The following is an 11,169-nucleotide window of genomic DNA, read 5'->3' as shown; positions in this document are numbered from 1 at the left end:
TTCGCCCTTGGCTTGCGACGGCGCCGGTGTCCACCGGCACAGGCCATCGCCTGAAATTCATTTCACCGCGTCAAAGGCGGGTGTCATCTCCTTGCCGCCGAAGCGGAAAGGTAGATGGCGCGAAGGGCCCTGCCCCTCGCGCCTTCCAGGCTTTATTCAGCCGCGTCGGGCAGTTCGTCAGGCTCGATGGTCCCGTCGATGATCTTGTTCGATTCAAGCTCGACATTGAGACCAAGCGACCGCATTTCCTTGACGAGAACGTTGAAGCTCTCCGGAATGCCGGCCTCGAAGGTGTCGTCGCCACGGACAATGGCTTCGTAGACCTTGGTACGGCCTGCCACGTCGTCGGATTTCACCGTCAGCATTTCCTGCAGGGTGTAGGCAGCGCCGTAGGCTTCCAGAGCCCAGACTTCCATTTCCCCGAAACGCTGTCCACCGAACTGCGCCTTGCCGCCCAGCGGCTGCTGGGTCACGAGCGAGTAAGGTCCGATCGAGCGGGCGTGGATCTTGTCGTCGACCAGGTGGTTGAGCTTGAGCATGTAGATGTAGCCCACGGTCACCGGACGGTCGAAGGTTTCGCCGGTACGCCCGTCATAGAGCGTCGACTGACCCGAAACATTGAGACCTGCCTGTTCCAGCATCTTGTTGATGTCGGCCTCGACCGCACCATCAAACACCGGCGTCGCGATCGACACGCCACGGCGGGTCTGCTCGGCCAGACGAACGATCGACTCATCGTCATACTGCTTGGTCGGCTCGCCCTTCGGGCCGGTGCCGATGACGCTGTCGATGGTGTCACGCAGCGGCTGGATCTCGCCGCTCTCCTTATAGGCATCGAGCATCTCGCCGATCTGCTTGCCCATACCGGCGCAAGCCCAACCCAGATGGGTCTCGAGGATCTGTCCGACGTTCATGCGCGACGGCACGCCTAGCGGGTTGAGCACGATGTCGACATGGGTTCCGTCTTCAAGGAACGGCATGTCTTCGCAAGGCAGGATGCGGGACACCACACCCTTGTTGCCGTGACGGCCGGCCATCTTGTCGCCGGGCTGGATCTTGCGCTTCACAGCGACAAAGACCTTCACCATCTTCATCACGCCGGGCGGCAGTTCGTCGCCACGCTGGACCTTCTCGACCTTGTCCATGAAGCGGCTTTCAAGCAGCTTCTTGGATTCGTCGTACTGGGCACGCAGCGCTTCGATTTCGCCCTGCAGCTTCTCGTCCTCGACGGCAAATGTCCACCACTGCGAGCGTGGGTATTCGCCCATGCTCTCGGCGCTGACTTCCGAGCCCTTCTTGAAGCCCTTCGGTCCGGCGATCGCCACCTTGCCCGCCAGCATGTCTGACAGACGGCCGTAGACGTTGCGGTCAAGAATGGCCTGCTCGTCGTCACGGTCCTTGGCCAAACGCTCGATTTCCTCGCGTTCGATGGCCATTGCGCGCTCATCCTTTTCAACGCCGTGGCGGTTGAAAACGCGAACTTCGACGATGGTACCGTAGGTCCCGGGTGGCATCCGCATGGATGTGTCGCGGACGTCGGAGGCCTTCTCGCCGAAGATGGCGCGCAGAAGCTTCTCTTCCGGCGTCATCGGGCTTTCGCCCTTCGGCGTGATCTTGCCGACGAGAATGTCGCCCGGCGCCACTTCGGCACCGATATAGACAATGCCGGCCTCATCGAGGTTGCGAAGCGCTTCTTCCGAAACGTTCGGAATGTCGCGCGTGATCTCTTCCGGTCCGAGCTTGGTGTCACGCGCCATCACTTCGAACTCGTCGATGTGGATGGAGGTGAACACGTCATCGGAGACGATGCGCTCGGAAAGAAGGATCGAATCCTCGTAGTTGTAGCCGTTCCAGGGCATGAACGCGACGAGCACGTTGCGGCCGAGCGCCAGATCACCGAGATCCGTGGACGGACCATCGGCAATGATGTCGCCCTTGTTGAGAACGTCGCCCACGGTGACCAGCGGACGCTGGTTGATGCAGGTGTTCTGATTGGAACGCTGGAATTTCTGCAACCGGTAGATATCGACGCCCGTACGCGAGGCTTCGAGGTCTTCGGTGGCCCGAATCACGATACGGGTGGCGTCGACCTGATCGACAATACCACCACGGCGCGCCGCGATGGCCGCACCCGAGTCACGGGCCACGACCGGCTCCATGCCTGTGCCCACGAACGGAGCTTCGGCGCGGACCAGCGGAACAGCCTGACGCTGCATGTTCGATCCCATCAACGCGCGGTTGGCGTCGTCGTTCTCCAGGAACGGAATCAGGGCTGCAGCCACCGAGACCAGCTGACGCGGCGAAACGTCCATCAGGTCGATGTTTTCACGCGGAGTCATCATCACATCGCCGGAGTGGCGGCAGACGACGAATTCGGAGACAAGTTCACCGTCTTCGCTGAGCTCGGCATTGGCCTGGGCCACGTAGTACTTGGCTTCCTCCATCGCCGAAAGATAGATCACTTCCTTGGTGACCTTGCCGTTAGAGATCTTCCGGTACGGGCTTTCGATGAATCCGTACTTGTTGACCCGTGCAAAGGTTGCCAGCGAGTTGATCAGACCGATATTCGGGCCTTCCGGCGTCTCAATCGGGCAGATACGGCCATAGTGGGTCGGGTGAACGTCGCGGACTTCGAAGCCCGCACGCTCACGGGTCAGACCGCCCGGTCCAAGCGCCGAGAGACGGCGTTTGTGGGTGATCTCGGAAAGCGGATTGACCTGGTCCATGAACTGCGACAGCTGCGAGGAGCCGAAGAATTCGCGCACCGCGGCGGCAGCCGGCTTGGCGTTGATCAGATCCTGCGGCATCACGGTGTCGATCTCGATCGACGACATGCGTTCCTTGATGGCACGCTCCATGCGCAGCAGTCCCAGACGGTACTGATTTTCCATCAATTCACCGACCGACCGCACACGGCGGTTGCCGAGGTTGTCGATGTCATCGATTTCGCCCTTGCCGTCACGCAGCTGAACAAGAGTTCCGACCACGGCGATGATGTCTTCCTTGCGCAGCACGCGCACGGTGTCTTCGGCGTCGAGATCAAGGCGCATGTTCATCTTGACGCGGCCAACGGCCGACAGATCGTAGCGCTCCGCATCGAAGAACAGCGAATCGAACATGGCTTCAGCCGATTCGATGGTCGGCGGCTCACCGGGACGCATGACGCGGTAGATGTCGAACAGCGCTTCCTGGCGCGACGAGTTCTTGTCGGCGGCAAGCGTGTTGCGGATATAGGCGCCGACATTGATGTGGTCGATGTCGAGGACCTTGATCTCGTCGTAACCGGCCTCGATGAGATCGATCAGGTTGCCCTTGCGTTCACCGGTCTTTGCGTCGACAGAGAATTCGAGCTCGTCGCCGGCCTCTAGATAGATCTCACCGGTTTCCGGATTGACCACATCCTCGGCCAGGTAGGAACCAACGAGATCCTCGTCGGTTGCCTTGATCGCCTTGAGGCCCTTCTCGGTCAGCTGCTTGAGCAGGCGCGGTGTGAGCTTCTTGCCGGCCTCGACAACAACTTCGCCGCTGTCGGCATCGATGATGTCGGTAATGGTCTTCTGACCCTTGAGGGTTTCGGGCTGGAACGGCATCCGCCAGCCATCGCCATCGCGGCTGTAGACCGAATGGGTGTAGAAGGTCGACAGGATTTCTTCGGCATCCATGCCAAGCGCCATGAGCAGCGACGTGGCCGGAATCTTGCGGCGACGGTCGATACGGGCATGGACGATGTCCTTGGCGTCGAATTCGATGTCGAGCCACGAGCCGCGATAGGGAATGACACGGGCTGCGAACAGCAGCTTGCCCGACGAATGGCTCTTGCCCTTGTCGTGATCGAAGAACACGCCCGGCGAACGGTGCATCTGCGAGACGATCACGCGCTCGGTGCCGTTGACGATGAAGGTACCGTTGTCGGTCATGAGCGGCATGTCGCCCATGTAGACGTTCTGTTCCTTGATGTCCTTGATCGACTTTGCGCCGGTATCCTCGTCGACATCAAATACGATCAGGCGCAACGTCACCTTCAGCGGCGCGGCGTAGGTCAGGTCGCGCTGGCGGCATTCCTCGGTGTCGAACTTCGGCGGTTCGAACTCATAGGACACGAATTCCAGCATTGCACTGCCGGAGAAGTCGGAAATCGGAAACACCGACTTGAATACCGACTGCAGTCCTTCGTCCAGACGACCACCAGCGGGCTCGTCCACCATAAGGAACTGGTCGTAAGATGCCTTCTGAACCTCGATGAGGTTCGGCATTTCCGCCACTTCCGGGATTTTTCCGTAAACTTTGCGTACGCGCCTGCGACCGTTGAAGGAAAGGGTCTGAGCCATCGTCGCTCCTTGTCAATTTGCATCCGGGCCTGCAACAGACGAACGCCGCTGGCCAAGCGACTCCGTCATATAAATGAATTCAATCAATCTCGTCTCAGATCCCAGACGGCGCGGCCGGAGTGCCTAGCGGTCTGGGTCGAGACCATCCTTTTGAAGAACCCATTACCCAAAAGCCGTTTTCCAGGCTTTTGGGTAATCTGTTCGTCAGCAAATACATCCGGGGGGCGAGACGCCCCGCCCCCCGGATGCGGGTATCGTCTTACTTGACGGTGACCTTGGCGCCAGCGTCTTCAAGCTTCTTCTTGATGTCGTCAGCTTCGCCCTTGGAGATGCCTTCCTTGACAGCCTTCGGAGCAGCTTCGACCAGGTCCTTGGCTTCCTTGAGGCCAAGACCGGTGATGCCGCGGACTTCCTTGATGACGTTGATCTTGTTGGCGCCGGCTTCGGCGAGGATCACGTCGAATTCAGTCTGCTCTTCAGCGGCTTCAGCAGGAGCACCAGCAGCGCCACCGGCGGCAGCAACGGCCACGGGAGCGGCGGCGGAAACGCCCCACTTTTCTTCAAGCATCTTGGACAGCTCAGCAGCTTCCAGGACGGTCAGGTTGGAAAGGTCTTCCACGATTTTGGCGAGATCAGCCATTTTCTTACTTCCTTGTATTCGGTTCGAACCGGTTTTGAACTATTTTCACAGCGAAGTTCCGCCTTATGCGGCTTCGTCCTTCCGGGCGTGTGCGCCGATGACGCGTGCCACCGCACCAGCCGGTGCGTTGACGATCTGGGCGATGCGCGTTGCTGGCGTCTGAATCATGCCAACAATCTTTGCGCGGAGCTCGTCGATGGACGGCATCGTGGCAAGCGCCTTGACCCCATCTGCGTCGAGTGTTGTCGCCCCCATCGCGCCACCAAGAATGACCAGCTTGTCGCTGACCTTGGTAAACTCGACGGTGATCTTCGGAGCGGTCACCGGATCATCGCAATAGGCGATGAGCGTCTGACCCGTGAAGAGATCTGCGACCCCTTCCGACTCCGTGCCCTGAAGAGCGATCTTGGCAAGGCGGTTCTTCGCGACCTTGACGGTGCCTCCGGCTGTGCGCATGCGCGACCGAAGGTCGTTCATTTGCGCAACCGTAAGACCGGCGTAGTGGGCCACGACAACCGAGCCGGCGTTTGTGAAAACACCGTTCAGTTCAGTGACGAATTCGCGTTTTTCCGCTCTATCCACTGCGTTTCTCCAGTTGACAGATGATGCGTGCACCATCTGCCGGGTTTGCCTTTGCCGCCAGGGATTCTTGTGGAACCCGCAAGCGACGCTTGAGGATCCTGTCCCCTTACGCCGGAACCGACGAGCGGTAGCGGCACAAGGCAAGCGAGGTTCGAACCGTTGGAGCATTCACTCCCGAAAACGGATCTAACCCGTCTCATGCAGGCCGGTGAATTAAGGTGAACCGATGAGGGCGCACCACCTGCAATCTCGGACAGGGAGCCCGGGAAATCTCCCGGACCTTTCCGGCCCGAAGGCCGAAAACTGAGGAAAACCGGACTAATATCCGGTTTCCCTGATATTTTCAAATCAGGCGACGCTGAGCGACGACGGATCGATCTTGAGGCCAGGCCCCATGGTCGAGGAAATCGCCACGCGCTTGACATAGTTGCCCTTGGCGCCGGCCGGCTTGGCCTTGACCACGGCATCAGCGAAGGCGCGGATGTTTTCTTCGATCTGCTGAGGACCGAAAGAGGCCTTGCCGATACCGGCATGCACGATACCGGCCTTTTCGACGCGGAACTCGACAGCGCCGCCCTTGGAGGCGTTGACCGCACCGGCTACGTCCATGGTCACGGTGCCGACCTTCGGGTTCGGCATCATGCCACGCGGGCCGAGAACCTTGCCGAGACGACCGACGAGCGGCATCATGTCCGGAGTGGCGATACAACGGTCGAAATCGATGTTGCCTGCCTGAACGGCCTCAACGAGGTCTTCGGCACCAACAACATCGGCGCCTGCTGCACGGGCTTCGTCGGCCTTGTCGCCACGGGCGAAGACGCCGACGCGGACGGTACGGCCGGTGCCGTTCGGCAGGTTGACCACGCCGCGGACCATCTGGTCGGCGTGACGGGGGTCGACACCCAGGTTCATCGAGACTTCAATGGTCTCGTCGAACTTGGCAACGGCGCGCTCCTTGAGCATCGAAACGGCTTCGCCGAGCGGGTAGAGCTTGTCGCGATCAACTCCTTCGTTGATCTTCTGCATACGCTTTGCAATCTTGGCCATGGTCTTATCCCGTCACTTCCAGGCCCATGGAGCGGGCGGAGCCCTCGACCATTGCCATCGCGCCTTCGATGTCGGCGGCGTTGAGATCCTTCATCTTTGCTTCGGCGATCGTGCGGACCTGGTCACGCGTGATCGAGCCTGCAACTTCCTTGCCCGGAGTCTTGGAGCCGGACTTGAGCTTGGCTTCCTTCTTGAGGAAGTAGCTCACAGGAGGTTTCTTCATCGTGAAATTGAAGGACTTGTCCTGGTAGTAGGTGATGACGACCGGGATCGGCATGCCCTTTTCCATTTCCTGGGTAGCGGCATTGAATCCCTTACAGAATTCCATGATGTTGATGCCGCGCTGACCAAGCGCCGGACCAATCGGGGGCGACGGGGTCGCCGAACCGGCCGGAACCTGCAGCTTGAGTTGACCTGCAACTTTCTTAGCCATTGTTTCTCTGCCTCTTGTTACGGGACACCTGAAGCATCCCCTCATGCCGGAACACCGGCGGCTGCGGTTGCGTGGTTCGGTTCACGAGGCCGGCTTCAGCCTCCTCGCCTTCCACGCGGATGCATTTTCGGTGATGCCGGAAATGCAAAATCCCGCCCACGCCTCCGGAGTGGAAACGCAGACCGGGAAATAAGTGATCAGACCTTTTCGACCTGACCGTATTCGAGCTCGACCGGGGTGGCCCGGCCGAAAATGGACACTTCGACCTTCAGGCGCGAGCGCTCTTCGTCGACTTCCTGCACGACGCCGTTAAACGACGCGAAAGGACCGTCCGACACGCGAACCTGTTCGCCGATTTCGAAAGCGATGGAAGGCTTTGGCCGCTCGACACCTTCCTGTACCTGGGTCAGGATGCGCTCGGCCTCAGAGTCCGGAATTGGAACAGGCTTGGAATCGCTGCCCAGGAAACCCGTCACCTTCGGCGTGTTCTTGATCAGGTGAAAGGCTTCATCGGTCAGATCGGCGCGGACCATGACATAGCCGGGGAAGAACTTGCGTTCCGCATCCACCTTGCGGCCACGGCGCAGCTCGACGACCTTCTCGACCGGCACCAGAATCTTTTCGAACAGATGGCTCAAGCCCTTCTGACGAGCCTGCTCCTCGATCGATTCCGCGACCTTCTTCTCGAAATTCGAATAGGCGTGGACGATATACCAGCGTGCAGTCATGTTTTCCCCTGCCTCAAGCGCCAACGTTCAGGATGAGCCCAATCACCCAACCCAAAGCCTGGTCGGCCGTAAAAAAGAAAATGGACGCAAGCAGCACCATGACGAGAACCATGATCGTCGAGATCGAGGTTTCACGGCGTGAAGGCCATTTCACTTTTGCAGTTTCGGACCGAACCTGCTGGAGGAATGTAAACGGATTTGTCTTGGATGCCATTGTCTGTCCACGCTTATACGGCGCGTAAAGCCGGTCTCCCAGCTCCACGCACCGCGTGTCTGTTAACGTCTACATAAAGCCCGATTCTTCAAATCACAAGAGGGCATCGGGCTTTTTTCAAGGATGGCGGCGAGACTGGCCCGAAGTTTGCTAGCCGAATCCGGGATCCTACTAGATTCTCCGTCAAAGTCCGCAGGCGCCAAAATGGGAAACTCCGGACTGGCAGGGGCAGCAGGACTCGAACCTGCGACCTACGGTTTTGGAGACCGTCGCTCTACCAACTGAGCTATACCCCTAGTCCGGTGGCGGACCTGATAGCGTCAAATACACGGTCAATGCAAGGGCGAAGTGACGGCAATCGCGGCTGCATGATATTTTTCTCCACAGCGCTGTGCAAAAGGGGTACCGCAAGCGTGCTTTTTCGCAGCCCAACCACACCGGCGCCCGCACATCACCCCTGCCCGTCGGCCGCTCAAATCCGCGCCGCCTTGACGGTGCTTGCCCGCCAGGGTCCGCCCACCCGGCCCCGCTGGACTTAGTCCTCAGGCCGCGCTTTCAAGCACCTCGATATCAGCGCCGGTGATGGCGTCGACATGCCGTTCGATGCGGTCGATGTCCCAGTCCCACCAGCTCAACGCCAGCAACCGCCCGACGAGAGCCACATCAAAACGATGGCGGATCACGCGGCCCGGATTGCCGCCGACAATGGCGTAGTCCGGCACGTCATGCGTGACCACACTGCGCGCGGCGATGATGGCACCGTTTCCGATCCGAACGCCCGGCATCACCACCGATTCGAAACCGAGCCAGACATCGTTGCCGATGACAGTGTCCTTGCGGTTGTCGAGTGCGGACCCATAGCTGCCGATCAGCTCCGGGTTGAAGACGGCGAACGGGTAGGTCGAAAAACCGTCCATGGCATGATTGGCGGAACTGGTGATGATGCGCACGCCGTGGGCGATCTGACAGAACCTGCCGATGCTCAGGCGTTCAGGGGCGCCGGGGTAAAGATAAGGCGCCAGCGCCGCCGCATAATCTGGGGGCGTTTCGAAACCCGAGTAATAGCTGTAATCGCCGATTGTGATGTTGGGGTGGTCGATCACCTGGTTAAGATGGACAGTGCCCGTGTGCGGGTTGCCATCGGGCAGAATGATGGGATGCCGCAGGCTTGCGTCGAGAAAGGGAAGGGACATGAGTGTGCTCTTTCGATCTGAAATTCTTGCGATTTGGGATTTTCAGAAGAGCTTCTTGTTCACCGTCGCCTCCATATGACCTTCAGGGAGCCCAGCAGGGAGCGGCGCTGGTGTTTGCTATAGGTCGCGGCGGCCGGCTTTTCAAGCTTCCCGCTGCAGCGCCGCGGCCTGTGCGAAACGCGGAGGCCGAGATGGCAGATTGAAACGGGACCCTCTCGCTTTTGTTCAAACGATCAATCCAATCGCGATAGACATTAATCGGGCTTGGCAAGCGCGCAGTGCCTGTTCAACCCAGTTCCCGGAGCATTCTCGAAGGTACATCTGAGCGTAGGCGGTTCTCCGCATTTTGTTTTCAGTTGCTTGAATCCGGCACATTTGCCGGTCGCAATGATGCGGTATCCCGGTCCTCCCTTGCAGCCGCAGCCCTTGCAGGGTGGACGGTCGGGACAGCGTGCAGATGACGGCCCCGCGGCCGCCAGCAGTCCCGTCGTCATCGCTATCAGAATAAGAAATTTGCCGCAGTCCAGAATCAACCGCGCCCCCGAAGCTGAAATGACGGCGCAATGTCATCGCACTGCCCTGCCCCGGTCAATCCCATTCCAGCCGCGCTGTCCCAACGCCGGGAAACACAAAACGCGCCTCGCGGCGCGTTTTGCATCACATTTACTGCCGCCGGCAGGCTTGCGCCATCGCCCAGGCGATCATCGATTACTCGATGATCGAAGCGACGATGCCGGCGCCGCAAATACAAAACGCGCCTCGCGGCGCGTTTTGCATCACATTTTCTGCCGTCGGCAGGCTTGCGCCATCGCCCAGGCGATCATCGATTACTCGATGATCGAAGCGACGATGCCGGCGCCGACGGTGCGGCCGCCTTCGCGGATGGCGAAGCGCAGCTTTTCTTCCATCGCGATCGGCACGATCAGCGATACTTCAGCCGAGATGTTGTCGCCGGGCATCACCATTTCCGTGCCTTCCGGCAGCGTCACAATGCCCGTCACGTCGGTGGTGCGGAAATAGAACTGCGGACGGTAGTTGGTGAAGAACGGCGTGTGACGGCCACCCTCTTCCTTGGTCAGGATGTAGGCTTCTGCGGTGAACTTGGTGTGCGGCTTGACCGAACCGGGCTTGCACAGAACCTGACCACGCTCGACGTCCTCACGGCCAACGCCGCGAAGCAGCGCGCCGATGTTGTCGCCGGCCTGGCCCTGATCGAGCAGCTTGCGGAACATTTCAACGCCGGTGCAGGTGGTCTTCTGGGTGTCGCGGATACCGACGATCTCGATTTCCTCGCCAACCTTGACAACGCCACGCTCGACACGGCCGGTCACGACGGTGCCGCGGCCCGAGATCGAGAACACGTCTTCGATCGGCATCAGGAACGGCTGGTCGATCGGACGCTCAGGGGTCGGGATGTACTCGTCGACGGTCTTCATCAGCGCGCGGATCGCGTCTTCGCCCTGAGCCTTGTCGCCCTCGGAGAGCGCCACCAGAGCCGAACCCTTGGTGATCGGAATGTCGTCGCCCGGGAAGTCATAGGACGACAGCAGTTCGCGGACTTCCATCTCGACGAGCTCGAGCAGCTCCTCGTCGTCGACCTGGTCGACCTTGTTGAGGAACACCACCAGCGACGGAACGCCAACCTGGCGGGCCAGAAGGATGTGCTCGCGGGTCTGCGGCATCGGGCCGTCGGCAGCCGACACGACCAGGATCGCGCCGTCCATCTGCGCGGCACCGGTGATCATGTTCTTGACGTAGTCGGCGTGGCCGGGGCAGTCGACGTGGGCGTAGTGGCGGGTTTCGGTCTCATACTCGACGTGTGCGGTCGAGATGGTGATGCCGCGAGCCTTTTCCTCAGGCGCAGCGTCAATCTGGTCGTAGGCCTTGAAGTCACCGAAAAACTTGGTGATCGCAGCCGTCAACGAGGTCTTGCCGTGGTCAACGTGACCAATCGTGCCGATGTTAACGTGCGGCTTTGTGCGCTCGAACTTACCCTTTGCCATC

9 protein-coding genes and 1 tRNA gene are annotated in these 11,169 nt (G+C 59.9%); all 10 read right to left on the bottom strand.

All coding sequences use genetic code 11. The features are described 5' to 3' along the window. Window positions 1-152: 152 nt before the first annotated feature. Complete coding sequence (gene rpoB, locus CRO46_RS17415) at window positions 153-4,328, bottom strand: DNA-directed RNA polymerase subunit beta (RefSeq protein WP_097109083.1); 4,176 nt, start codon at window positions 4,326-4,328, stop codon at window positions 153-155. A gap of 259 nt (window positions 4,329-4,587) precedes the next feature. Then, entirely contained in the window at window positions 4,588-4,968 is a 381-nt protein-coding gene (gene rplL, locus CRO46_RS17410; protein ID WP_097109082.1) for a 50S ribosomal protein L7/L12, read from the bottom strand. A 63-nt stretch (window positions 4,969-5,031) separates the two neighbouring features. Then, on the bottom strand, window positions 5,032-5,550 hold the full coding sequence (gene rplJ, locus CRO46_RS17405) for a 50S ribosomal protein L10 (RefSeq protein ID WP_097109081.1): 519 nt from the start codon (window positions 5,548-5,550) through the stop codon (window positions 5,032-5,034). A gap of 348 nt (window positions 5,551-5,898) precedes the next feature. After that, on the bottom strand, window positions 5,899-6,597 hold the full coding sequence (gene rplA, locus CRO46_RS17400; protein ID WP_097109080.1) for a 50S ribosomal protein L1: 699 nt from the start codon (window positions 6,595-6,597) through the stop codon (window positions 5,899-5,901). 4 nt (window positions 6,598-6,601) lie between these two features. Further along, window positions 6,602-7,030 (bottom strand): 50S ribosomal protein L11, encoded by a 429-nt coding sequence (rplK, locus tag CRO46_RS17395; RefSeq protein WP_097109079.1) that lies wholly within the window; start codon window positions 7,028-7,030, stop codon window positions 6,602-6,604. A 197-nt stretch (window positions 7,031-7,227) separates the two neighbouring features. Then, window positions 7,228-7,758, bottom strand: coding sequence for a transcription termination/antitermination protein NusG (gene nusG, locus CRO46_RS17390; RefSeq protein ID WP_097109078.1), 531 nt, complete (start codon window positions 7,756-7,758; stop codon window positions 7,228-7,230). A 13-nt stretch (window positions 7,759-7,771) separates the two neighbouring features. After that, a complete protein-coding gene (gene secE / locus CRO46_RS17385; protein ID WP_097109077.1) occupies window positions 7,772-7,972 on the bottom strand; it encodes a preprotein translocase subunit SecE in 201 nt (66 codons plus the stop codon). A gap of 220 nt (window positions 7,973-8,192) precedes the next feature. Next, window positions 8,193-8,268 (bottom strand) — tRNA-Trp (locus CRO46_RS17380). 246 nt (window positions 8,269-8,514) lie between these two features. Continuing rightward, on the bottom strand, window positions 8,515-9,165 hold the full coding sequence (locus tag CRO46_RS17375) for a CatB-related O-acetyltransferase (RefSeq protein WP_097109076.1): 651 nt from the start codon (window positions 9,163-9,165) through the stop codon (window positions 8,515-8,517). Between the two features lie 827 nt (window positions 9,166-9,992). Beyond that, a complete protein-coding gene (gene tuf, locus CRO46_RS17365; protein WP_097109075.1) occupies window positions 9,993-11,168 on the bottom strand; it encodes an elongation factor Tu in 1,176 nt (391 codons plus the stop codon). Between the last annotated feature and the right edge of the window lies 1 nt (window position 11,169).

The sequence above is a fragment of the Parahoeflea halophila genome (assembly GCF_900220985.1).
Lineage (GTDB): Bacteria > Pseudomonadota > Alphaproteobacteria > Rhizobiales > Rhizobiaceae > Hoeflea > Hoeflea halophila.
Note: the sequence above shows the minus strand (reverse complement) of the source record. Positions and strands in the feature narration are given on the sequence as shown.

Bases quoted from the DNA above. Each gene is read 5' to 3' on its own strand.
- rpoB (WP_097109083.1), bottom strand. From the start codon at position 4,328: ATGGCTCAGACCCTTTCCTTCAACGGTCGCAGGCGCGTACGCAAAGTT.
- rplL (WP_097109082.1), bottom strand. From the start codon at position 4,968: ATGGCTGATCTCGCCAAAATCGTGGAAGACCTTTCCAACCTGACCGTC.
- rplA (WP_097109080.1), bottom strand. From the start codon at position 6,597: ATGGCCAAGATTGCAAAGCGTATGCAGAAGATCAACGAAGGAGTTGAT.
- rplK (WP_097109079.1), bottom strand. From the start codon at position 7,030: ATGGCTAAGAAAGTTGCAGGTCAACTCAAGCTGCAGGTTCCGGCCGGT.
- nusG (WP_097109078.1), bottom strand. From the start codon at position 7,758: ATGACTGCACGCTGGTATATCGTCCACGCCTATTCGAATTTCGAGAAG.
- secE (WP_097109077.1), bottom strand. From the start codon at position 7,972: ATGGCATCCAAGACAAATCCGTTTACATTCCTCCAGCAGGTTCGGTCC.
- CRO46_RS17375 (WP_097109076.1), bottom strand. From the start codon at position 9,165: ATGTCCCTTCCCTTTCTCGACGCAAGCCTGCGGCATCCCATCATTCTG.
- tuf (WP_097109075.1), bottom strand. From the start codon at position 11,168: ATGGCAAAGGGTAAGTTCGAGCGCACAAAGCCGCACGTTAACATCGGC.